The organism is Flavivirga sp. 57AJ16, from assembly GCF_028736925.1.
GTDB lineage: Bacteria > Bacteroidota > Bacteroidia > Flavobacteriales > Flavobacteriaceae > Flavivirga.
The window spans coordinates 1-25,363 of record NZ_JAQZAT010000016.1 but is presented as its reverse complement, the minus strand read 5'-3'; the positions used below and the strand labels follow the sequence as shown (position 1 = coordinate 25,363).

General features: G+C 37.0%; 12 protein-coding genes and 1 pseudogene. 2 read left to right on the top strand and 11 right to left on the bottom strand.

From position 1 onward, the window contains the following. Positions 1-4 precede the first annotated feature (4 nt). The 8 genes from PQO00_RS16235 to PQO00_RS16200 form a co-directional block, all read right to left on the bottom strand. Entirely contained in the window at positions 5-3,211 is a 3,207-nt protein-coding gene (locus PQO00_RS16235) for a SusC/RagA family TonB-linked outer membrane protein (protein WP_274185908.1), read from the bottom strand. 50 nt (positions 3,212-3,261) lie between these two features. Beyond that, positions 3,262-5,073, bottom strand: coding sequence for an FAD-dependent oxidoreductase (locus tag PQO00_RS16230; RefSeq protein ID WP_274185907.1), 1,812 nt, complete (start codon positions 5,071-5,073; stop codon positions 3,262-3,264). Between the two features lie 56 nt (positions 5,074-5,129). Beyond that, entirely contained in the window at positions 5,130-6,278 is a 1,149-nt protein-coding gene (locus PQO00_RS16225) for a glycoside hydrolase family 130 protein (protein ID WP_274185906.1), read from the bottom strand. A gap of 26 nt (positions 6,279-6,304) precedes the next feature. Further along, entirely contained in the window at positions 6,305-9,055 is a 2,751-nt protein-coding gene (locus PQO00_RS16220) for a sugar-binding domain-containing protein (RefSeq protein ID WP_274185905.1), read from the bottom strand. Positions 9,056-10,133: 1,078 nt separating this feature from the next. Continuing rightward, positions 10,134-11,204 (bottom strand): hypothetical protein, encoded by a 1,071-nt coding sequence (locus tag PQO00_RS16215; protein ID WP_274185904.1) that lies wholly within the window; start codon positions 11,202-11,204, stop codon positions 10,134-10,136. Between the two features lie 583 nt (positions 11,205-11,787). Next, positions 11,788-13,608, bottom strand: coding sequence for a discoidin domain-containing protein (locus PQO00_RS16210; RefSeq protein WP_274185903.1), 1,821 nt, complete (start codon positions 13,606-13,608; stop codon positions 11,788-11,790). Between the two features lie 185 nt (positions 13,609-13,793). Further along, positions 13,794-15,611 carry a RagB/SusD family nutrient uptake outer membrane protein gene (locus tag PQO00_RS16205; RefSeq protein WP_274185902.1) on the bottom strand — a complete coding sequence of 606 codons (1,818 nt, stop codon included), beginning with the start codon at positions 15,609-15,611 and terminating at the stop codon, positions 13,794-13,796. A 33-nt stretch (positions 15,612-15,644) separates the two neighbouring features. After that, on the bottom strand, positions 15,645-18,755 hold the full coding sequence (locus tag PQO00_RS16200; protein ID WP_274185901.1) for a TonB-dependent receptor: 3,111 nt from the start codon (positions 18,753-18,755) through the stop codon (positions 15,645-15,647). A 472-nt stretch (positions 18,756-19,227) separates the two neighbouring features. Here PQO00_RS16200 and PQO00_RS16195 point away from each other — a divergent pair, with 472 nt between their 5' ends. After that, complete coding sequence (locus PQO00_RS16195) at positions 19,228-20,253, top strand: LacI family DNA-binding transcriptional regulator (protein WP_274185900.1); 1,026 nt, start codon at positions 19,228-19,230, stop codon at positions 20,251-20,253. Between the two features lie 64 nt (positions 20,254-20,317). Here PQO00_RS16195 and PQO00_RS16190 read toward each other — a convergent pair whose 3' ends face one another. The 3 genes from PQO00_RS16190 to PQO00_RS16180 all read right to left on the bottom strand — a co-directional run bounded on the left by PQO00_RS16190 (position 20,318) and on the right by PQO00_RS16180 (position 23,818). Then, entirely contained in the window at positions 20,318-21,460 is a 1,143-nt protein-coding gene (locus PQO00_RS16190; RefSeq protein ID WP_274185899.1) for an ROK family protein, read from the bottom strand. 21 nt (positions 21,461-21,481) lie between these two features. Next, complete coding sequence (locus PQO00_RS16185) at positions 21,482-22,300, bottom strand: alpha/beta hydrolase (protein ID WP_274185898.1); 819 nt, start codon at positions 22,298-22,300, stop codon at positions 21,482-21,484. Positions 22,301-22,384: 84 nt separating this feature from the next. Beyond that, positions 22,385-23,818 carry a glycoside hydrolase family 125 protein gene (locus PQO00_RS16180; RefSeq protein WP_274185897.1) on the bottom strand — a complete coding sequence of 478 codons (1,434 nt, stop codon included), beginning with the start codon at positions 23,816-23,818 and terminating at the stop codon, positions 22,385-22,387. A 1,189-nt stretch (positions 23,819-25,007) separates the two neighbouring features. Between PQO00_RS16180 and PQO00_RS16175 the strand changes: the two are divergent. Then, positions 25,008-25,363, top strand: a pseudogene (locus PQO00_RS16175) (hypothetical protein); the annotation flags it as partial.

The window sequence follows — 25,363 nt, the reverse complement described above, 5'->3', positions numbered from 1 at the left end:
GGTTTTAAAAAGTAATATTCAATCCCAAAGTACCTATGCGAGGCGCAAATGAACCAATTTCCGGATCTCCATACTCCCATTCCTTTTCCCAGGTAGCCACGTTTCGTAAAGCAGCATAAACCTTAAGACGCTCTAAATTATATTTATTAATTATTCTTTTTGGGAATGAATACCCAACAGTTATATTTTCCAAACGTATAAAGGAACGATCAATAAGTCGACCTGGTGCCTGTGCGCCGGTAGGGCCTACGGCACCTATACGCCCGTAAGTATTGGAAGGATTATTAACAGTCCAATATTCTTTTTCTGGCAGGTTTATAAAACCGAGCGACATATTAGACCCATGATCATCATCATTAAGGTATACATTATTTAAACTTTTATGTCCCATATACGAATACATATTAAACGAGAATGTCAAATTTTTCCAGAATGTAAAATCATTACGCAATGACCAATTAATAGGGGGTGCAGACTGACCAAGGATTACTTTATCGTTATTGTTATACACCGGCGTTACAGAGCCATCATTATTTATGATATCATCTTCTGTGTACACATTAGCAACCTTAGGGTCTCCCGGTTTTTGTCCAAACTCTGCTGCTGCGTCCACTTCATCTTTTTGCCAGATACCGGTTACTTTATAATCCCAAATTGCGCTTATAGGCTCTCCAATAAACCAACCATTGCTGATATCATCTACCTCTTCTCCATTTTCATATTCGTAATACAGGTGCTTAATTTCATTTTTATTATAGAAAAAGCCTAAAGTAGTATTCCATTGAAAATCTTCTTTAGCAATATTTTTAGTATTCAGTGTAAATTCAATACCAGAATTATTTACCTGCCCTAAGTTTGTTGTAATATCTGAGAATCCCGTGAACTCAGGCAATCGTTGCGACATAATCATATCTTGAGTTTCTGCATAATATAACTCTAGGCTCCCTCCTATACGCCCATCTAAAAAGCCAAAATCAAGCCCAGCGTTCCATGAAACTGTCTTTTCCCATTGCAAGCCAGGATTTGCCATACGATCAACTATTAAATAACGATAAAGTTCTTCATCCCCGCTACCGTTTAAATACCCCTGCATTTTACCGGCACCGGAAGATAAATTTGCTAATGCTAAATATGGGCTGCTTAATGAACGGTTTCCATTTTTACCATACGAAAGGCGTAATTTCCCATAATTCATAATACGATTCCAATTATAAAACTTTTCATTGGTAAATGTCCATGCCAGAGATACAGAAGGAAAAATAGCATGTGGATTAGATGATCCAAAAGCAGAATAACCATCTCTACGTATAGAGCCGGTAATCAAATAACGATTATCAAAAGAATAAAATAAGCGTGCCAATAGTGCATCTGCTGTCTGGTAGCTATCGGAAGAATAAAACGAACTATCTTCCTTTGTACCATTTTGTGTATTATGAAACCCCAAAGCATCCGAAGGCTGTATATTACGTGCATAGATATCATCACTCCAATACTGAAGCTCTTCTGCTTCTTGCACGAGTGTTAGAATGAAATGGTGTTTTTTGTTAAAAATATGATCCCATTCTATAGTATTGTTCAACGACCAGTTGAAACGTTTTGCCTGATTTCTGTCTACACCTCGGTCTTTGGGGTTTGAAAAGGGTAAATCTGCTGAAGTAAACTTTCGGTTGTAATAGAACTGATATCGAGGTGAAGCATTAAATGTATATGTAATATCGAGGGGCAATTTGACCTTAACATTGAAAATGCTATTAAGCGTAGTGTAACCACTTTCCTGTTGGGCATATTCTCTTTCAAAATCAAAGTTATACCCTCTTCTGCTGTAGTTATCATCAAAAGGATATTGAACCGGGTTACCATTTTCATCAGCGTAATCAGCAAATGGACTATTATTTAAGGTAGACCCTACATTCAAACCAATATTATCATCTGATCTGTCCTGAAAATTCACATTAGCCCCAATCTGTAACCAGTCTGTAACATCTAAATTCACTTTTAAATTACTTCGTATCGCACTGTAATTATCTGTTCTTACAACGCCTTCATTACTTAAATAACCCATGGAGAAATAGTAATCTGCATTATCTCCGGCTCCACTTACACTTACATTATAATCCTGATTGAAGCCTGTTCTAAAAGCATGGTCTTTCCAGTCAACTGTTTTTCCTTCTAATAAGTTCTCCAGGACATTCCCTCTGATGCCAAGCCTTTGAGCCCAGATACTTAAATCGGATTCATCTCCTGAATTTTGAGTATAAGCTCGCCAGTCTTCCAAAGCTACATCGGCTGGAAGATTGTTTGGGTTTGTATAATATCCCGGTTTAGAAGCCATCTGGCCAACTTGATAGGCCTCATAACCTTCAGTCAGGTAATTTACCCCATAAGTGGAGGTTTCAAACCAATCTTGACGATGACGTAAATAATCATCAGGACCCCACCTATCCCTGAGGGACGTTACCTGTGAAACGCCTGTATTCAAACTTAAATTGATACTTGGTTTCCCCTTCTTACCTTTTTTTGTGGTAATAATAATGACACCATTAGCCGCCTTCGCTCCATACACGGCTGCCGCGGAAGCATCTTTTAGAATATCAATTTGCTCTATATCATCGGGGTTGATTTCTGATAGTTCACCATAAAATATCATCCCATCAAGAACTAACAAGGGACTGTTATGGTTTCCTGCGGTATAAACAGAACGCTGTCCCCGAATCTGTATACCTCCTCCCCCTTTTGCAGAATTGCTAAAACCTACTTGCACTCCGGGAGTTCCCCTTAAAATATCCTGAACGGTATTGGGATTCTCATTGACAATATTATCAGGAGTAATCTGTGTAATTGCTCCCGTAAGTTCTTTTTTCTTCATGGATCCATATCCAATCACTACAATCTCATTTAATTCAAAAGAATCCTCTTTTAAGATTATATTATAATTTGATTGATCAGTAATTTTCACTTCCTGAGTAAGATATCCAATATAAGATATCACAAGTATTTCATTCTCTGGAGCTTGTATATTAAATTCTCCATCAAAATTGGTCACGGTGCCTTGATTAGTGTTTTTTATTAAAATAGTTGCACCAACTATAGGCACATTATTTACATCTAAAATCACACCTGAAATTTCCTTATTATCATTTTGTGCATTAGCAGTCACACACATCATAATACTGAACCAAATCAGTATATAATACGTAGTTTTTGAAATCATATTTATTTAAATTTAAGTTTAGTAATCATATTTAGTTTTCAATTTGGCATTCATTGTTTTATAAATTTTTCAATTATTTCCCTTTTTGTTTTTCCTTTATACGGTATAGATTTATTGATTAAATTATTCCACAAGCGGCTTGTATTTTCATCTAAGTCTTCATCAAGAGAAGCCTCCCATTCGGTAAAAAAACCACGCAGGGCTAATTTTTGTACCTCCTTAAATTCGGCATCTGTAGTTTTGAGATCTTTGAAATAGATTAATGTAGCATCATTATTGAGTAGAGTGTTCTGAAGTGTACTTATTGAAATTTCCCTTACGGTCACCCCATTATCAACAATCAAAGCTGCTGCAATACCTGCCGCTTCACCTAGAGCCATCCAACAGGGTTCCATCCGCAAGGTTGAAAACCCCACGTGACTCCCAGAAACTGCCACGGGAAATAACAAATTGTTTATAAATTTTGGCACCATCACTTCATAAGGAACGGTATAAGGGGCAGAAAAATGACTAAAAAAACCATCTAGGTGTACACGTCCCAGCTCACGCTTACGTACCGCGTGCGAATCAAGCGCATAGTGGCTGGCAGTGACTGATGTCTTATAAATGGGTGGCCGACCTCCTTCATTTACAGGTAACGCATCATGTGCTGTAAAGAGGTGTACTCCTTCAAGGCGCCTACCTTCACGCACATAAACCTGACGTGGAAATCCATGATTATCCTGATACTCATCTTTAGCAAAGCCCCATGATTTACATGCCTCCCGAAAATGTTCAGGAAGGGCTTTATCATTTTGAGCAAACCACAATAACCCTAACGTATATGACTTAAGTCGCTTAGCATATTGATCGCGCCATGCCCACCCCGATGTGGGCCAAGGCCAGTTTTCTTCGGGAAGATCTGTAGATATTAAGGCAAGGTGCTGATTATTGGCATCTACCTTTCTGTTTGGCAAGGAGGTCATGCTGCAAAGTTTCCAAATACCCCAAGGGTCTCCGGGAATGGCAGTTTTCTCCCCTGCAAGAATTTTTCTTCTATTTGCTTGTATTTGGGCACTATCAACCTGACTGAAACGGATATCGGTGTTCCGTCCGCTAAGCACATCTTCAATTAGTGACACAAATTCTTCCCTGTCATAAGCTTCTGGTTTAACCACTGGCAAACGGTTATTAGGGTTGTTGGTCAGGCATAAACGGTAATTATATGCCTGTATGGCATTATCACCTTGATAGGTAGTTCCTTCTTCATCAGGTCCAAGTTTCCACCAACGGTAAATTTTACCCGCACAAGGTTCTTTAAATTCATCGATTCCTTCTCTCCCTAACCGATAGGGGACACCCGCAGCAGCGCCAAGATCACCTTCATAAGTTGCATCAATGAATACTTTAGCACTATAATACTCCTCTTGTCCGGTTTGTCTGTTAAGTATTCGAATGGATTGAATTGTATTCCCTTCTTTGTTTACATATTTGGGTGCAGAATCAAATTGTCTAAGTACTAAAACCTCTATCTTACCTGGCCCGGCCATCCCTATCATTTTATCAAATGATGCAGCAGCCACATGCGGCTCAAAATGGTAGCCATCACTACTTTGTTTTGCCTGTGGGGAATCAATACCAAATTGAGCTTTATAGTATTCTTTATTCAAGCTAACAAATTGCTTAAACAAACCGGTAGTAGCATCTCTTGTTGCGATATCAGTTGCACCCAGTCCATTTACCGGAAGCCCTCCTATATATGGCGTTCGTTCTAAAATAAGACAATCCTTCCCTTCCCGGGCTGCTGCAATTGCTGCGGTTATTCCAGCAGGTGTTCCCCCCACAATAACAACATCATACTCGTATGCAAACAGTTTGTTCACACAAAGGATTAAGATGATTATAGGACTGACTATCTTCTTCAATTAGATTTATTTTTTTATTTATTCTTATAGCGGCACATAGCGACCCCAACTTTAGAATCGGCACAACCGTAATAGAGATACAGTGTATTATTTAAATAAGCCAAGCCCTGAATGAATACGGTACCCTGAGCATATTGCCCGCTTTTTTCATAAGGTGCTTCCGGATAGAAAAACGGTTTATCTAAACGGTCCAATACTTTGAGGGGATCGCGGGCATCCATCAACAGTTGACCGGAACAATAAGCGCCCGAAGGATAGTTAGGGTCCCCGTTACCATCGGTTCGCGCATTCTTACCATTATACAGTAAAACAATTCCGTTATCAGTGATTAAGGCAGGGGGGCCACATTCTGTAAAGATGCTATCAAAAAAGCCTTTACGAGGTTTCGCTATTACCTTGAGCTCCTGATTGTCATCTAATACGGGCTCCCAGTTGATCAGATCCTTAGAAGTAGCCGCGTAGATTGCATGTTCACCCCAGTACATGAAGTATTGGCCGTTGAATTTTTGAATTCGTATTTTGTCATCCTTAATGGCTGTTAGCATAGAGGCTGATTTACAGAACAGATTTTTAAACCGCCCGTTGTAAGCTTTTTCAAATGCTAAACCATGCTTTTCCCAATGAATAAGGTCCCTTGAAGTAGCCACGGCTAAACGGGCCAATTTACGGTTCCAGGCGGTGTAGAGCATCACGTACAGGCCGTCTTCGGCCATGGTAACCCTTGGGTCTTCGCAGCCTCCGGGCCATTCTAAATCTGCATAATCATCATTAGCAGGAAAAAGCACCGGCTCTCCCCTTCTTTCCATACTGATACCATCACTGCTTTCGGCATATCCTATACGTGAAGTACGTTTGCCTATACCTTGCCCTGAATTGTCTTCTGCCCGGTAGAGAACGACTATTTTACCATTATGTGCGATCGCTCCTGGATTAAAGGTCTCACTCTCTTCCCATTTAACTTCAGCCTGATTCATAGGGCAATAAAACGTACTGGCAGGATCCGGTGAAATGACTGGATGATCTATATCAGGCCGTACAAATTCACCCAGTGCCCAAGAGGGGATACTATCACTTTTCTCCTCTTTAGTTTGTTTCATTGTGCTACATGAAACACTGAGTAAGAATAGTATTAAAACAATAATAGAAATGATCTGCTTTTTCATATACTTGTATTCTTAGTTTGATTTTATCAAAAGCAATCTGCACAAGGTTTTATCTTGAATTTTTTGGTACTGATATTAATTCCCTTTACAACCAGGGAGTATGATGCTTCAGAAAGTTTATCAACAGCTGTTTCTATAGTTACAGATTGGGACTCACCTGGCAATAAACTCATAAAATTATCGGAATAAAAAGAGGGCCTTACTGGTTTCCCTTTGTCATCCAACCATTGTATCTGTGTGAAAAAGGAAAGGGTCTTTCCCGTGTTTTTTAAATCGAGATTGATGAAATGCTTGCCTGATTTGACCGAAGTGGTATAGTTAACATCTATTGTGGTTTGATCCAGTTTATTGATATCTTGAAATCCGGCTGTAGCGGGCCCGGTAAGTGTATTTCGACCTTTATAAGTATTGCTTGATCGCCAATAAAAATTACTTCCTACCTGATTATTATGAGCATCAAACAACCTGAGTTTAATAAATTGAATGGAAGTAGTATTAGCAGGAAACTCAATTTTAAAAATATCATTTGCCACAGCAGCCTCCGATAAATCTATTGTTTCAGATTTGGTAAATAGTTTATTCATATTTAAATCATACACATCTGCTGTCACCCTATAATTTTCAAAAGACCGGTAGTAGTCATTAACTACTGACACTGTATTTTTTAAATAGTCAAACTGGGGATGCAACGGCTCACAAGCATTTTGCGCGGCGTATAATGCAGCTGTAGGTTCTAAGGACCAATCCCACATACGCCCACATACCTGCCGAATAGGAGAATTATGGTACCAGTATAGAAACCCTGAAGCATATCGATCACCATAATTAAGTTTATTATAGTTCCAGACCTCCCAGATGCTCTTATAATTCATAGCTCCTACAAACTGAGCCTTCATCGCAAATTCATCAATGCTGCCAGACACACCGTATTCATTGGTCATCTCGGTATACATAGAGGTCATTAAGTGAAACCCATTACCATCTAAATAATCCCAAACTTCTTTGTTTATGGGCCAAAGGTCTTCTTCATCCATCATCTCTCGAAGGCACTCTACTGTTGGAAGGCAAGGCGCTCCATATTCTGGATTGAACCCATCAATACGGCTTCCTCGTTCTGAGGCCGTATTTTCATAATGATTCATAATATTTACCTGCTTATAAGGGCTTCCATCATGAATTCCATCGGTTTCAGATTGCATTTGATACCCTCTGGTACCATCTAAAAAACTCAGCAGAGATTCGATATAGGGCATCTGTGTGCTTTCATTAGACGACACATAATAAGCAAGGCTGGGATGGTTGCGTATTCTTTTTACCGTTGACGTAACATTAGACAGGTATAACCCCATGTCTTGCGGATGTTGGGTGTCGCCTGTCATCCAGAACTCCTGCCAAACCAGTATACCCAGTTCATCACACAACTGGAAAAAATAATCAGATTCGGTAATGCCACCTCCCCAAAATCGAATGAGGTTTATCCCGGACTGCGCGGAGTATCTTAATTGAGCATAAGTTCGCTCCTTTGATGTACGAAGCATATTTTCAGGCAACCAATTTGTTCCTCTAATAAACATAGGTTTGCCGTTAACATGGAAAGTCCTGGATTGGTCTGGAGTGTCTGTAGTTGAGGTAATTTCCCGTATGCCGAAGCGTGTAAGAATAGAATCGGTCACTACTCCATCGATTTCGGTCTTTAAGACCAGATCATATAATTCTTGTTTTCCTTTATTTACAGGCCACCACAAGCGAGGGTTAGCTATGATTAGTTGCGGGAACTCTTCTGGGTTAAATACTACCTTCTTTACTTCTTCCCTATAAAGAGCTACCTCTTTTTCAAAATGGATATTTTCCCCTTTGATCTCTCCGATAACTTTAACTTTTTGTCGCCTGTTTTGGGGAAGATAATTAGGGTAGGCCACCTCTACTGAAATCGTTTGCTTGGAGCTATCATAATTAGGTTTTGCCAGTTCTGATTTTACAAAGGGATGATTTAAAATGGTTTTTCCGGTTGTGAAAATCTTGATGTCTTTCCATATACCAGTATTTCTATCCCTGATCCCATCCAGAAAAGTGAAATCCCAACCTACAGTCATTAACTGTGTTATATTTCTACCTATCTCACCATTGCCTCCGTTTTGGAATTCTCCTTCAGCTCCGAAAGATTTTCCGCCTTTAGGCTTGATCGTTCCCGGAGAATCCACGGGATAAACCTTTACAGCAAGTACATTTTGCTGATCATAAACTAAATAATCTGTAATCTCAAGTTGCTTTTGCAAAAACATGCCCGAGAGATTACCTACCATCTTTCCGTTTAACCATATTTCAGCTCGATAATTAATACCATCAACCTGCATCCAAACCTTCTGGTCTTTAAACAAGCTTTCGTCAGCATTAAATTCAGTTCGAAACCAATAGGTATAAAAATCCCTGCCGGCATGGTATAAATCCGGAATGAGCTGAGACTCCAATTTGTTATTCAACCCATAGTAAGGTTCTGGATATACATCGTTGTAGACAAGAGAATTTAAAACGGTTCCTGGAACTATGGCCGGCATCCAATCTTTTGTACTTACTTCAAGCGTTGAAATAGCTTCAGAGCGCGTAGTCAATTCATCGGCTTTTTTCATTTTCCAGTCATACATTCCGTTATGACCTTCCACTGAACTTAACGTATAATTATATGTACGTTCTTGAATCTCTTCTTGTGAAAAAGAAGAAATCGTTATAATAGAACATACAATTAGTAATAGTACTTTTTTAGTCTTATTATTCGGCATAGTTGTAGTTAAACAGCCAAATATACACAGTCATGCAGCTAAGAATTGTTCTCGTATTTGCCAAACTTAACCTCTTGAGGGTAATTTTGGTCGAAAACACTTTTGGCGAAATCCAAGTACAATTACATGTTAAATGAAAAGTTTGAATATATATTCTTAGAAAGATTTAACCTAACCGGGCACCCCGCTCGTTAGCATAGCTTTAATAACACAATTTTAATTGGACTCATAATTAATAGGCACCACCAATTTTGGAAGATTTTATGTGATTCGATTTAAACCGAAATGTCTGGCTTAAATCATCAATAAGACTTACACGGTGTAAGCCGTCTCTATAATTCAGACTTACGAAAAATTGATAAAAATACCAGATTCAACAGACACTCACTGCATATGTAGCCGTTACCGTTTTGCTACACAAGCGATGCTGCAGGAAGTGCCGTTACAAGCGATATCGGAGATGCTAGGACACACTAGTTTGAATAGCTCTCAGATTTATTTAAAGTCCCTACCCAGTATGGTATTATACCAATTTGAACATAGAACGGATTGTGATAATTTAATTATTCTGAAATGTTGATAACACTTATAAGCTTCTCAGACTAGAACTGCTACATTTTCTAAAAATTTAAATGAAACGGTCTCCTCCCGTAATTAGGTACAAGTCCTAATACAGAATAAGAACTATTTTAGGGAATCCTACACAAGTACCTCAAATTCACTCAAAAACGGGTAAAAAGCGAAGCAGGGGTGCTCGGCTTGTTTTTAAAACTTCAAAAAGCATTTAAGCAAGCCTATAGATACGTTTTAACAAGCTGATATAGCAGCAGTCTCAAAATAGAAAAAACGCTTAGAAGCGGTTTAAATGAATGGGGGGTGTTAGAATTATTGGGTTTTGTAACGGTTACATTCTTTACAATTTCAAAAAAATCTTGATAAATTTCGATGCCAAAGGAAAGATGACAGTCGGTAGACTTCAAGATATATGAAATGGTTGAGGCGGTACTTTACGAACCGTGTATTTATTTAAAAACCCTATTCGATTTACAAAAAAATTTGTGAGGTTTGTATTTCTTGGTTAATCAAACCTATTTTCCATGTGATTTTTAGAATCAATATGAAATACAAAAATACCTTCATTAATATATTTTTCATGCTTTTCCCCAGAACACATCACATATCCTTGAAGCGGATCACAATGTGGTGCTCCTAAAATGTGTCCTGTTTCATGAACCATAATAACCTGTGATCTATCGAGACTTAGATCAAAATCGAAAAGTCCCGATATTTGTACATTAATCCATCCACATGTCACGCCTCCAAAAGAATCTGGTGATAGTACCATTAAATAATCAAATCCATGATTTTCAATCTGTGTACCCACATTAGGCCCCTTCCAATCATGATTAAGACCAAGTTTATCTCCCGCCAACGCTATTGCTTTTTCACATTTTCCATCTTCAATAGGATAGTCTGAAACATTTGGAGCAGAGATAGGGTGAAAAAGATGTTTAGTATTGAGCATGTCATCAAACCCTCCTGCGAACTCAGTATAATTTCCAGATTCATAAAGCATAACTTTACGAGTAAATGCAGAGGTTAAATAAGTATTTATACTATATAAATAATTAATTTTACTTAAGTAATTTTGATCATAAATAACTGGGGTTAATATAACATTACTACCCTCAATCTTAAAATCTTTACCTTCAAAATCAAAATCCCGTTTTTCATCTATTGCCACATAGTCTACAGTATAATCCCCACGCCCTAAAGCATAATGTTTTGCTTTAGCCTCATCATGTAAAAATGGCCCCACTTCTACAATAATAGTCTTTTGCTCATTAGCTCCTAAAGAAACTTCTTGGAAAGCCACCGATACATTAACAAAATCTTCAAATCTTTTACTTGAAATTTTAGGAGACACAACCACTGTTGATGTCACATTCCCTTCATTTTTAAGAACAATATCGAAACGAAGAACATCTCCTTTTTTAGGCGTTTCGTTGTCCATATTCTTAACAGTAATTTTCTCAACATTTACTGAAGCATTATTATTTTTAGAATCCTTTGAGCCCTCATCTTTTGAGCAAAAAGTAATAGTAAAAAAAACAATTAAGAGAATTGATAATATTTTAAAATTTTTCATATTATAATTTTTAACATTAGTGTCCGACTAAAGACGTAAGACCGCTTCGCTATTTGAACCAAGAACAAAGACTTGATTGTAACTAACTGACAAACACAGACTCCTCTATTGTTTTACTTCCTGAAACCTAAATATTTCTTGTTTGTTTTTACTTGTTTTTAAAGCAAGGTGTCTAATCTGTAATGCTTTTACTATTATTGATGGGCTTCTTATTATAGTCTATAGTTTTAAGGGGACAACAATAAATTTTTAATTAAAATTCAATATCAGATTTAATTCGAAAATCATTTTATAGATAAATCGATTTAGTTGTAAGAACGAATATACAAAAAAACATATTGGAATCATCTATTAAATTGAATTTTAATGGTATATATAGATAGCATAGGCTTAATCAAGTAAAGGGCGGCAATAGCGATTAAATGGCACATAAAAAATAATTGATTAAAACCATTAAAAGATGCATAAGATAAGTCGAGAAATTATTTTACTATGTTTTTTTCATGACAGAAAAAAATAAGTATTATAGAGTATAGCTTTGTTAATACTACCAAAGCTATACTCTATTAATTAAATTAAACGACTACTCTGCTAAAACACGCCATTCAGCAAGTTGAAACAGTGAATCACCTCCGTTGGCCGTAATTGATAGACGGTAATACAGGTATGATTCTTCATTATTAACAAAATAATCAACGGTCATGTCTCTTTCGGAAAATGATTGATCTTGTCTTGTATCAAGGTCAACAAAATTCACGTTATCATTGGATCCTTGAAGCGTCCATGCTGTTGGATCTCTTCCTGGGGCATCATTCGCTGAAGTCATTGAGTATTTAGTTACCCGGTATGCCTCCTGAAAGGTCAACGTCGCGTTTAATGGAAATGTTACGTTAAAAACTAAAAACTTTGTACCAGTACTCCCATCTATTAATTTTGAAGACCCTTCATTTGAATTTGCTCCATTACTATTTTCCTGGTTTACTGTTAAGGTTGCCAAATCCGTTACGTCCTCTGGACCAAAAGATAAGAGCTTAAGATTTATTAATCTCCATTCCGACAACTGTATTAAGCTACTGCCATTGTTTTCAATCACATTTACTCGATAGTGCAGGTAAGGTGTGTCATTTTCAAACGTAAATTCCTTTGTCTGGCGTCTTTCGGTAAATACTTGGTCCGTTCTTGTATCGAGTGTCACGAAATTAATTCCGTCATTCGAACCCTGTAGGTCCCAGGATTTGAGGTCTCTCTCTGGGGCATCGTTTCCAGAGGTAAAGGTATAACGATTTACAACTGAGGCTGTTTCAAGATTTTGCTGCATCCAGAACGTCTGTGGAAAACCGCCAGTCAAGAATTTTGTTGTTATGTCATTATCTATAAGTTTAAGTGATCCCTCGCCAGCTGTCGCTCCACCATCATTATCCTTACTAACTACAATGGCGGCATTCGCTTCAGAGGTTACGTCAATGATTTCTGATGCAGGTTCAAACGGATAATTCAATTCTGGAAATTCAGCTCTAGCTTGTAATAGCAAATTCTTATCAGCATCATTAAAACCAAAAGCCTCAATGGCAAGAGGTTCCAGGTCTTCACCAGTCGCTCCACTAAAGAAATGAACTATTTCTCCAATATTCATGTCTCGTGCATAAGAAATACCATCGATTGGATAATAATTTGATAAAAGTTTGAAAAAATTCGCAATAGTCTCACCTTCGCTATAATTTTCATAAATAGGTAAAAGCCAATCCCTAAACCAATAAGTTCCTCCATTAGGAGTATCGTAGGTACTGTTAAGGTAGTCTGATTTTACTCTTTGGGCTTCTTGATCTAAACCTAATGCTAGATATAAATCGTAAATATAGATTTCTTTAAAAGCGTCTCCCCATATCATTGAACCTGGAGAGCCCAGAACCCCATTATTAGCATTTTCAACTATCAAGGACATCAGTCTGGCTGGCTCATCAATAGCATCACCACTAGGATTATCGGACAGTAATGAAAAATCTATGAGATTTACACTCCCGGATTCAGACTCAAAATAAGTTTTATAAAAACTATCGTCTTGCTCACCATGGGCAACTATATACAAAGCACTTGACCCAAAATCACCATACGTACTTCTCGTATGCCCCCATGCATCGTTTAAAAACTGAAAAGCCCATTCAATAGACCGATCTACCTCTGGGTCGTAATAGACCCCGACATTTGTACTCAAGAACTGTCTGAGCACAGTTTCATCGTGACCGTTCCAGTTTTCAATAAGTCCGCGAGGTGGCGACCCCTCTGGGTCGTCGTTGACTACCGCATCAGGCAGACCATCAATTACAGAGTTATTATCTTCTTCACATGAAAAAGTTAATGAAGATAATATTATTAGTGTAAATAATTTGAATAATATTTTTTTCATGATAATATTTTTAATTTGTTAAAGTTCAGCTGTTTTCATTTGTATTATATAATTAACTACATTTTTAATTTGTAAATTAAAAAGAGGTTGATTAATACTTATTTCTATTTTTTAACTCTACGATTGAGTGCCCTCAGGTTTGAAGCCAAATCGTTCAAGTATTATTTAATGTGGATTCAACAAACTTACCATCCAGGATTTTGCACCAAACTTGTATTGGTATTTCTTTCATCCTGTGGCACTGGCCACAAATAATGCTTAAATTCGAACACTCTATCCTCAACAGTAACAACATTATAAAAATCTTCTTCTGCCCTTGCATTGATGTCCATACCGTGTACTGGCCCATTTAAGACCTCTTCCGCTATTTTCCATCGTCTCACATCAAAATATCTATGGTTTTCCACAAACAACTCCACGAATCTTTCCTTTCTTATAGCTTCCCGCATTTCAGATTGGTTTGATGGAGCCTCAATTTCAAGAGAACCATATTCTGGGATACCGGCACGCTCCCTAATCAAATTCAAATACTTAAGAATATCAGGGTTGCCAGGGTTGTATTCATTCAATGCTTCCGCGTAATCTAAATAAACTTCCGCTAACCTTACCATTGGGAACATTCTTAGATTTACTCTTCGATCTCCTAAAGGCAATTTTTTTCTTACCACATAACCAGTTGGCGGATAATCGTTAGTTCCTACTTGTCGACCCGAATTTCCTCCGTACCAAGTCTTAGTAATGATATCTCCGAAATCTCGGTTAAGCCATAAACTGCCATTATATGTTATACTAGTATAGAATCTAGGCTCTCTATTCGTCCATGGATTATAGGTAGATCGAGAAGTAAAATCGTAAGGCGCTTGAAATTGTGAAAATCCATCGGCCTCATAATTCGCTTGTGGATCGTCAATTGACCGGCCGTTGGACGTAAAAAATGCATCCACAGCTTCCTGCGTAGCGCTTAAACCACCAGCTCCCCTAACTTCTGGAGCAGAGCCAAAATGATATGGCGTGACATCATAATGATAGGTATTACCCCCGCCTGGTCTGGCATAAATAATTTCTTTGTTGGCACCGTTTAGGCCAGGGTCAACAATATGCACATTTCTTGAAGATAAGAACGGATTAAAAGAACCATCTTCATTATTTTCTCGGTATAAATCAAATACACCAGGCACATATTTATCTATAAATGCTTTTGCGGCATCGGCTGCCAATTTCCATTTTTGTTCATCATAGTTAACTGGTATAAGATGCTCTCCATTGTCATTCACAAAATCTGAATAATCTGAGTTTCCGTTGAAAAGAGGACTCGCAGCAAACAATAGGGTTTTTTGCTTGATGATCATAGCAAATGGTGTGCTCATACGTCCAAAATTATTTTCCAGAAAAGGCACGTCTTCTAATGCTGCTGCTACCATATCCAATTCCGACACAATATAGTCAACCACTTCAGGGATTGAGTTTCTCTCAAGACCTAGTGTATTTAAATCAGTATCCGGTTGAATTGGTTCATCCGGTAAAATTATTACAGGCCCCCAACTTCTCATTAAATTAAAATAGTAGAACGCCCTAAGACCTCTAGCTTCAGCCTTATATTGACTAATTAAATCCTGACCACAGTCCGTGCATAGATCAACAGAATGAATAAAGGTTGACGCAGAGCGAATGCCTCTATAAAAATTTGACCACAAATTACTTACTCCTTGGGTAGTCGAATTCCAATCACCAACATTAAGAGAATTCCCCATATGAAAACCCCATACATATTCAGCCTCATCCGAAGCACCTGTCCAAGGTCCCGAATTTTCGTTGGTAGTATATCTCTGATTGAATTCATTGGGAATTTGAGAGTATGTATTTGCCAGATACTGTTCTACTGTTACACGATCGGAAAATGTTTGTTCAAAGGTCAATCGGTCGTCCGGTACTTGATCTAAAAACTCATCATTACAGGAAAAAATAGCCATAACGATCAAGATTAACAAAAATGATTTTTTCATAATATATATTTTTAAATTTTGCTTTTTCATTTTTTAAAAGTTAAATGTACCCCCTATAGATACAACCGAAATATTAGGGTAGCGAGAACCATTATTAGTATTCAGTTCTGGGTCCCAAAGGTCAAAATTACCAATAGTAAAGAGGTTCGTCGCCCGTGCGTATAACCTAAAGCTAACTATATTTATTTTATCCGTTATTTTAGAAGGCAACGTGAATCCTACTTCGGCAGTCTTAAGCCTTAAGAAATCTATATCCCTAAGCCACCAAGTACTTAATTGTGTATTATTGGTTTGTCCGTCACTAGATGAACCAAAAGACAATCTAGGTGTTGTAGCATAGATATTATCATTCTCCGGTGTCCATCTATCTAGCGCTGCCTTGTAAACATTTCCTTCACCACCATCGCCGATAAAAGGTTGGATTCCTTGTCCTCCCACAAAGCGCTCGGCTGAATTTTGTCCTTGAAAAAATAAACTCAAATCAAAATTTTTGTATTTTGCAGTTAAACCAAAACCATAGGTTAAGGCAGGAACATCACCTTTTCCAATAACCTTTCTGTCGAAGTCATCTATCTGTCCATCATCGTTCAAATCTTGATATTTAATGTCCCCTGGTTGTATTCTACCAAACTGGGTAGGAAATCCATCTTCTGGAGTAATAAAACCATCTCCATTCACATCGTCCTCTAATGAGAATAACCGTTCTGCCACGTAGCCTACATTCGCTAGAAGCGTTGTACCACGCCTTTCCAGCCATGGGTATGGTTGTTCCGGCACCCCATTTTCCAATATTTTATTATCATTATATGTAAAGGTTCCCCTAAAGTTGAGGGTCAAATCATTAATGGGCTGTCTATATTCAATCGAGCCATCAAAACCTTTATTCTCCATTTCACCTATATTCCCAAAAGGATCTGTAGTGAGGCCTATATAATTTGGAATGTCAGCACGTCGTAAAAATGACCCTTTAGTCCGTTCTGTGAAAATATCATATATAATGCGCAATCTATTGTCAAATGCATTAATCTCTATACCCAAATCCTTTTTAGTTGATTCCACCCAGGTTACATCAACCGCATATGCTGTTTGCGCTATCCCACCTGTAAAACGTCTATTATAACCAAAATTATAGCCTGATTGACCCGCACTAACATTATTTAGATAAGCAAATCTATTAGCCCCAGAATCTGACCCTACAATACCATGGGAATACCTTAACTTTAAATAATTAATAGTTTCCTTTAGAGGCTCAAAGAAGGGTTCGTTTGATACGATCCAACCAAATGCAAGTGCTGGAAAATAGCCATATCGTTCGGAAGGGGCAAAATTTTCCGAACCATTGTAACCGGCATTAAATTCAAGGAAATATTTATCATCATAGGAATAAGTCGCTCTCATAGCCAAACCTTGATTTCTAAATGGTATAGAACCAATAACATCGCCGGCAAACGCGTTGACAAAATCCTCACGGTTAGCTAACAAAAGACCACTTACTGAATGTTCTCCAAATTTCCTTTCATAATTTAATGACATTTGCATATAAAATTGTCTATTACCGCCATTATTATTGCTATAACCAAGAAAATTATCACTACTATTAAATGTTTCGTTTAAAAGCAGTTCCCCGTTTTCTGTATAGGGAAAGTTAGGGTCCACAAAGTAAGTGCTTTCCCGTTTTGATCTTGATGTATTTTGTTCGTTATAAGAATCAAAGGAAAACAAGCCGCGTAGGGACAAGCCTTCCGTAATAAACGATAATTCTTGATTTATATTCAAATTGGTATTTAATTGAGTGCGTGTAAGCGTTCTATACCCCCTTAATGCAACTTCCGCATAAGGATTTCTAAGACCTCCATTCGCACTTTTTCCTGGCACATAACCTCCTGGATATATTTTCGGGTACTCAACTGGGGACACCTCTAATGCAGAACCAAATATGGCCCCAACATCTTGACCAGGATAATTACCTTCAGAAAGATACCCTTGAATGCCGACATTAACATTAGTTGTTTTTGTGATATCGATAGTGGTGTTTGAAGTAAAATTGTAACGTTTAAATCGCGTATCCGAATCATAATCTTCAACACCATCGGTTACAAAAAGGCCTGTCTCATCGTAATAAGCAAGAGAGACATAATATTGTGCATCCTGAGCACCGCCCCTAACATTAACCAACGCTTGTCTATTACGACCAAAATCATTAAACACCTCGTCTAACCAATTCACATTTGGATAAAGCAATGGGTCTTCGTTAGATGCTGTTCTATCAATATATTCCTGGGAAAACCTAGGAACCTGACCCCTTGTAGTGAGGGCTTCATTAGCAAGGTTCATATAGGTTACACCATCTACTAATTCGGGGGTTTTGGTAAAGTAAGTGATCCCTTCAAAATAATCGAGCGAAACACTTGGTTTACCTATTTTACCTCGTTTAGTCTGAATCAAAATAACACCATTAGCTCCCCTAACACCATAAACAGCTGTTGCTGAAGCATCTTTTAAAATCGAGAATGATTCTATATCAATGGGGTTGACATTATCCAAAGATCGCTCAACACCATCAACTAAAATGAGAGGTCTGTTATTTCCAAAAGTAGAAATACCCCGTATCCATAAATCTGCTCCGTCAAAACCAGGAAGGCCTGATCTTTGAACCCCGGTCAAACCCGAAATTCTTCCAGCAAGCATGGTGCCCAAATTGGCCACGGGAAGCTGAAGTTCTTCTGCTTTTATGGTTGATTGGGCACCAACCACACTAATTTTTTTCTGGGTGCCATAACCAACCAAAACCACCTCGTCCAGGGATTGGGCATCTTCGGCCATTTGAACGTCTATTTGCCTCTCCCCCTTTACAGGAATCTCTGCTGTTTTCATCCCAACATAAGAAAATATTAAAACGGATTCTGAATCTGAAACTTTTATGGTATAATTACCATCGAAATCCGTTTGAGCTCCATTAGTTGTGTTTTTCTCTACAACATTTACGCCCGGTAAGGGAAGTCCCTTTGAATCTGTAATAACTCCCGTTACAGAGTACGATTCTGAATCTTGAGCATATATTGGATCAAACAATGCAACTAGAAACAAAAAAAATGTCGTTATAGTCACAAGACTATTACGAGATAAAAAAGAATTTTTAATCATAATACAAGTTAATTTAGTTAGAATATAGTTTAGTTTTTAAAAAATACTGATCGTAAATCTACTAAAACGTTTTAGTTGAGCCAAATTTTTACATAAAAAAAATATAACAACAACAATCCCTAGAGTTATTTTTTTGTTAAATTTATCATTTTGATACAAACCAAAACCCCGTTATCTATCTAATTTATTTTGATTATTAATTTATGATCAAAACTTTATTAACCTTTAAGGAGATCATTTTTATTTCTGTAGCAGCTTCTTAAAACGAAGAAAGAACAAATGTATTACAGATAATGTATAGTTGGGTTTAACCAAATTAATTCTAGTGAAAACAATTAATGGATATTAAAATAAATTTGGTTTACTGGGTTTTAATTATTCTTATTAGCCTTTTTTTCTTGTTTAATAGAAGGCTAACTGCTTTTTATTTAAATTTACAGCTTACTAAAGATCTAATTTTAGCCAAAAGCCCATGAATAACAGAAAATTATCTATAAAAGATATCGCAAAAGAACTCAATGTTTCCCCCACTACCATATCATTTGTACTAAATAGGAAAGGGAAAGAAAAAAAAATTTCAGATGAGGTTATTAAAAAAATTGAGAGTTATGTAGAGTCTGTTGGCTATAAACCTAATTTAGTTGCTCGAAGCTTACGAACTGGTTCTACAAAGACTTTAGTGTTTATGGTGGAAGATATTGGCAACTTCTTTTTTGCTAAAATTGCCCGCTTAATTGAAGACATTGCTTATAAAGAAGGCTATAAGGTATTGTTTTGTAGTAATGAAAATGATGATATGCGTTCTCGGGAACTTTTGGAATTGTTTAGTGAAATGCAGGTTGACGGATACATAGTAATACCCTCTAGTGGCATAAAAAATGATCTTTCTAAAATGATCAAAAACAATATACCTCTTGTTTTATTTGATAGATATTTTGAAGATTTAAAAACCAATTATGTCATTATAGACAATTATGAAGCATCAAAAAATGCCACTGAACATTTAATTGAAAATGGTTTTAAACATATAGCTTTTATTACAACGGATGTTCAACAAGTACAGATGCTCAATCGCTTAAAAGGATATAAAGATGTCGTTATTGAAAATGATATCGAACCCATTGTCCTGCAAATTCCATTTGAGGAAACCGGGTCTAAAAAAGGTAAGCGTATCATGCGTACATTTTTTAAGGAGAATGCGAATATTGACGCTGTATTTTTTTCAACTAATTATCTTACTAGGAACGGTTTGGAAATAATAAAAGAAAATAGTGAAAAGGCCGCATTGGATTTAGGTTTGGTTGCCTTTGATGATAACGATCTTTATAGAATCAATACGCCGTCCATTACGGCTATTGCCCAACCCATGGATGACATTGCCAAACAGTTGATGAGTATCATGCTTCAATTACTAAAAAAACAAAATAAAATATCTAAAGCCATTCAAATCAAGCTTAAAGCTGAATTAATTATCCGAACTTCCTCTTTGGCCAAATAGGGAAGAAAAAAACCATTCAAGCTCAATAAAGATCCACACAACAAAAATTCCGTCTTAAGGAATATTATTTTCTACTATACACTGGTGTAGAAGCCCTTTTCTCTTCCAAATAATTAATTGCAAGGGTATAGGCCCCTAAACAAATAGCATCGCTTGTTCCTAATCGTGACAGACCAATAGGTATTAATTTTTGTGGATTATAACGCACCTTCTTATCACTAAACGGTACATCAAGAATTTGAGAGTTGTCATTTAAAAATTTGGGAAAGGATTTGGGATCGTCTATAGAAAAGGCCTTTGATATTATCCTGTTTATATGTCGCCCATTACCATCAAGGATAGTTCCATTAAGATGTTCAACTATATTAGGAACTATGAACTCTGAAGCACCTGATATTCCACCACCGATAACGACTGGAGCATCCATAAGTGTTATTGCAGTGGCAAGTGATTCTCCAATTACAGTGCCCACTTTTCCGTATGCTTCTATGGCCGCTTCCTTATTACCTTTTAATACCCCTTTTGCTATGAGGTAAATTTCTTTAGGCTCCAAATGACATTCCTTTAAGTTGGATAGCTCCATATATGTTCGCTTGATGGCTCGAATGCTTACCCCTTCTTCTGCAATAAGATCATTCGCCAAATAATTACGGGTCAACCATATTTCCCCTGCTGCAGAATTATCACCAAAACAAACTTGATTATTTACAACTATACCTGCTCCAAAACCGGTTCCAATGGTAATACCTATTAAGTTGGTGTATCTACGCTCTAAATTTTTATCTTTCATCGTAGAGTTAACATATGGTAAAAAACCTGCAATGGCTTCACCATAAGCAAAAAGATCTCCGTCATTGTTAATTAAGGTCGGCACTTTGAAAATATTCTCAAGCATGGGCCCTAAAGCGACACCTCCGTTGAAGGATGGGAAATTAGTAAGGTCACCAATAATACCTCTTTTATAATCTGCAGGTCCAGGAAAAGCAAAACTTATTGCTGATGGGCTATTATTTGCTCCCAGCGTATTTCTAACTTCTTTAAAACCCTTTACTATCGTATTTAGACAATTGTTGATATCATCAGAATTAGAAGGCAGCACCTTTTTTTTAATTAAATGTTTTCCCCCTTGAATTGCAGAGAACACAAAATTTGTCCCTCCCGCGTCTAGTGTCATGACAATTCGATCATCTGAATAAACGTCTCTCATTTTCTATATTTGTATTTATGTTTAGTTTTGACATTTGGATCTAATAAACTTAACTAACAACGGAAAAGCAGGGTATGTCATGCCATGATTATATCCATCCATTTCAAAAATTTCAATATCTTTATGCCCGATTACTTTCATCATTCTATAGAAATACGCATTTTCCTCATATCTCCCCAGCATTTCCAACTCTCTATCACCAGTAATTAGTAAAATGGATGGCGCATCTTTACGAATATAGTAAAGTGGTGCAAATTCATCTATAATAGGTTGATAATCTGGTATGTTGCTCTCTGAGCGAATTGTAAAATGTGTAATTGTATGACCACTAAATGGCACAAGTCCAACAATTTTATTAGAATCTATCCCATATTTATTCAAATATTCTTTGTTCATAACGGTCATCAGTGACAAATAACCACCAGCAGAATGACCAGAAACAAAAATCTTTTTCCTGCTTCCATTATAGTTTTCAATATTCTCAAAAACCCATGCAATCGCCTGAGCAGCATCTTCTATACTAGTTTTGGCCGGGACTGTTGGAGAAAGTCTGTATCCAACCCCAACAACACAAAAACCCGCTCCCTTTAAAGCTGCTGGAATTTCTTTTTGACCACCCGTTAACCCGCCTCCATGAAACCAAATAACAACCGGCACGTCTTCCTCATTTTGAGGATAATAAATATCCAATTTGCACTGAGTTTCACGATAGTCATCTGATTTCATTTCGGCCCCATAATAATCAATGTCCTTAATATCAATATAGCCACCAGTTTGAGCCTTTAAGGTCAAAACAGAAATAAAAAATAGGGTCGTAATTATTAATCGATGAAGTTTCATTTGGTTACATTATGGTAAGGAGTTAAACAACATATTGTTAGTTGAAAGATGCGGTTATACATTGAAATCAAATCGATATTATATTTATTCGTTTAATAATTCCGGTTTAGTTTGATACGTTTTCCATAAGAATTCCCCAAAAAGTGTATTGGCCCAAGCAAACCAAGCTCTCGAAAAGTTTTTTGGATCATCTTTATGGAACGATTCATGCATAAAGCCCGTTTCACCGTGCGTTGATTTAAGTGACTTAATACACGCCTTAATTTCCTTGTTATTAGTGCTGGTCAATCCTCGCATACTAGTGGCCATCGGCCAGATCATATCCATTCCAACATGTGGTCCGCCAATCCCCTCGGCTGCTTCACCCTTAAAGAAAAATGGGTTATCTAACGACCACACAAAATTCCTTGTATTCTGATAAATAGGATCATTAATGTCTACAGCATCAAGATATGGTAGTGATAACAAACTTGGGACATTAGCATCATCCATCAATAAGTGATTTCCAAATCCATCAATTTCAAAGGCATATATCTTTCCGTATTTATGATGTTCAACTACGGCATGTTCTTTAAGGGCATTCGAAACTTCTTTACCAAGTGCTCTTAATTCTTTTGCTGTTTGTTGATCGTTGCTTATCTCTTCTATCATCTCAGCAGCTTGATTGAGACTAACTACCGCAAAGAAATTGGAAGGTATTAAAAAAGAAAATACTGTTGCATCATCACTAGGTCTAAAAGCACTACAAATAAGTCCCACTGGCTTAACTGGATATCCTTTTCCTTTTAATGGTCGTGTATCCGTTGCAAATGGTGTCGTTCTCATGAATGCATATGGATTAGAACCATCTTTTTGTTGTTGGTCCCTAAAAACTTGCAATGTGTTTTTTATAGCCTTCTTCCAATCGTTATCAAAGGGAGAGGTGTCTTTTGTAGTCTTCCAATAATTGTAGGCCAATCTAATTGGATAACAAAGAGAATCAATTTCATATTTGCGTTCGTGCACTCCCGGACTCATTTCAGTACCATCGGTTATCCATTCACCCTCTTTATTGGGGTCCTTATAAAAGGCATTGGCATATGGGTCTTTAATAATATACCGTGTTTGCCGATTAATAACACCGGCAATAAGTTTTTTTAAATCTTTATCTTTATCCGCAAATTGCATATATGGCCAAACTTGAGCTGAACTATCCCTTAGCCACATGGCATCAATATCGCCAGTTATAACATAGGTGTCGGGCTTGCCATTAACCTCACTATAAGTAACTGTAGTATCAAGAGTATTAGGAAAACAATTATTAAACAGCCAACCTAACTCTTTATCTTTAACGTTCTTTTGAAATTCTTTTATAGCATTCTCTATATCTTGGCTCTCAAAATTCCTAAATTCCTTAGCTACTCTAACTTCAGGAAAGCTTGAATCCATAAATTTATTAGATGCTAATAGTTCATATGGATTTAAAGTTACCATACTTCCTACCAAGGCAGTGTTCTGTAAAAAAGTTCTTCTCTTCATTTTCTTTTAATTATTATTCTAAGTAAATTTTATCAACATTTTGCTTATTCAGACTCAAGAGGTAATAATCAATAATTAAAATATTCTAAAAAAGGGGTGGTCAAAATTATTATTGACCGCTCGACCACCCCTAACATAACTAACTCAAAATAAAACTATTGATATATAAAATTTTAAATTTTTGATTTGGTTTTAATTATAAAATGTTCTTTTGTCCTAATAAAGCAGCAGCTTCAATAAGGGTCCCACCACTTATTTGAGTGGTTAAATCCGTTTTATCTCCAGATAAAAATCGCCAATCTGGTCCTGCAAAAGGACATGTGCATTTGGCCCGTATTGAAAGCTATTTTCCCCTTGATTGTTTGTAACAAAGGTACCTTGTGAACCTAAATAGGTAATATAGGTAGCTACTTGAACAGAGCCCGCAGTCGCCCCCAATTAATTTCAAAATCATCAACTTCATCACCACCTATGGTTTCTTTCAAGAAATGGTTTTTATTACTTAGAAAAATTTCCACGAAATTGTCAAGACAAAATACTTTTAATAATATCTTACAAACAAAGATACTAAATCGTTTTAGCTATGCAAATAAAAACATTCATTCATTCTTATATTGCTATTATTTACCCCCATTTACTGCGAAATTTGCAATGCACTAAATATGCTTATACAGCTTTCTAAAACAAATAAAAGCTTATAGCACACTAATTAAATGGTCTTATTAACTAGACAACTTTCTAGGAAAATTATTGATGCCGATAGTCAACCTGTGATTACCACAACTGCCCATGTTAAGAATACCAATCAGGCAGCTGTAATAGATAAAAAAGGTAGGTTCAAATTGCGAAAAATATTGAAGGCCAGGAACAATCATCCGCAAAAATTTTCGTTATCCAATCTATAAAACGAACCTGAAAAAGGTGCAGGGCTGTTCAAGAAAACCGATCGGCGATCGGGCCAACGATGGTACTAGGTTTTGGTGCTTTTTAATGAATCATCATTCTATTTTAGTTTTTTTTGAATTATTTTAGCCCTTTTGGAGAAAGTGTCCTGTTATTTATGTTAAATATAATCCAGATAACCGCCCTGATCCAGGGCCTGTTCCTTTTGAGTGTCCTGCTCGTCAAGCGGGAAAGTTACAAGCGGGTAAATTTCCTGCTACTTTTAGGTTCAATCATTGCATTGCTTTTGAACGTTATCGGGGATGATGATTTCAATCTGTTCTTGCCCAATGCGAACTGGTATTTTTTCCAATCTCCATTGATCATCACACTCTTCTTTTTACTAATAAGGTACCACAGTTCCAATCAAGATAAATTTCAACTCAGGGACCTCCTCTATTTTATTCCGTACTTGTTTTTTATTACGCTCCAGATCGTAGAGGACGTCAACGGCTTTGGCGAAAACATATGGTTGTTTATAGGGGAAGTCCTGGCAGGCGTCACGCTATTGGTCTATTTAGGGTATACCATCTATGACATCATCAAGAACAAAAAGGAAAGATGGATGCTGTTTTTTATAGTGCCTTATGCCTTACTGAACTT

Excerpts from the sequence above, each read along its gene's own strand:
- PQO00_RS16190 (WP_274185899.1), bottom strand. The coding sequence starts at position 21,460 with ATGAGAGACGTTTATTCAGATGATCGAATTGTCATGACACTAGACGCG.
- PQO00_RS16200 (WP_274185901.1), bottom strand. The coding sequence starts at position 18,755 with ATGATTAAAAATTCTTTTTTATCTCGTAATAGTCTTGTGACTATAACG.
- PQO00_RS16205 (WP_274185902.1), bottom strand. The coding sequence starts at position 15,611 with ATGAAAAAATCATTTTTGTTAATCTTGATCGTTATGGCTATTTTTTCC.
- PQO00_RS16180 (WP_274185897.1), bottom strand. The coding sequence starts at position 23,818 with ATGAAGAGAAGAACTTTTTTACAGAACACTGCCTTGGTAGGAAGTATG.
- PQO00_RS16210 (WP_274185903.1), bottom strand. The coding sequence starts at position 13,608 with ATGAAAAAAATATTATTCAAATTATTTACACTAATAATATTATCTTCA.
- PQO00_RS16235 (WP_274185908.1), bottom strand. The coding sequence starts at position 3,211 with ATGATTTCAAAAACTACGTATTATATACTGATTTGGTTCAGTATTATG.
- PQO00_RS16215 (WP_274185904.1), bottom strand. The coding sequence starts at position 11,204 with ATGAAAAATTTTAAAATATTATCAATTCTCTTAATTGTTTTTTTTACT.
- PQO00_RS16195 (WP_274185900.1), top strand. The coding sequence starts at position 19,228 with ATGAATAACAGAAAATTATCTATAAAAGATATCGCAAAAGAACTCAAT.
- PQO00_RS16185 (WP_274185898.1), bottom strand. The coding sequence starts at position 22,300 with ATGAAACTTCATCGATTAATAATTACGACCCTATTTTTTATTTCTGTT.
- PQO00_RS16220 (WP_274185905.1), bottom strand. The coding sequence starts at position 9,055 with ATGCCGAATAATAAGACTAAAAAAGTACTATTACTAATTGTATGTTCT.
- PQO00_RS16225 (WP_274185906.1), bottom strand. The coding sequence starts at position 6,278 with ATGAAAAAGCAGATCATTTCTATTATTGTTTTAATACTATTCTTACTC.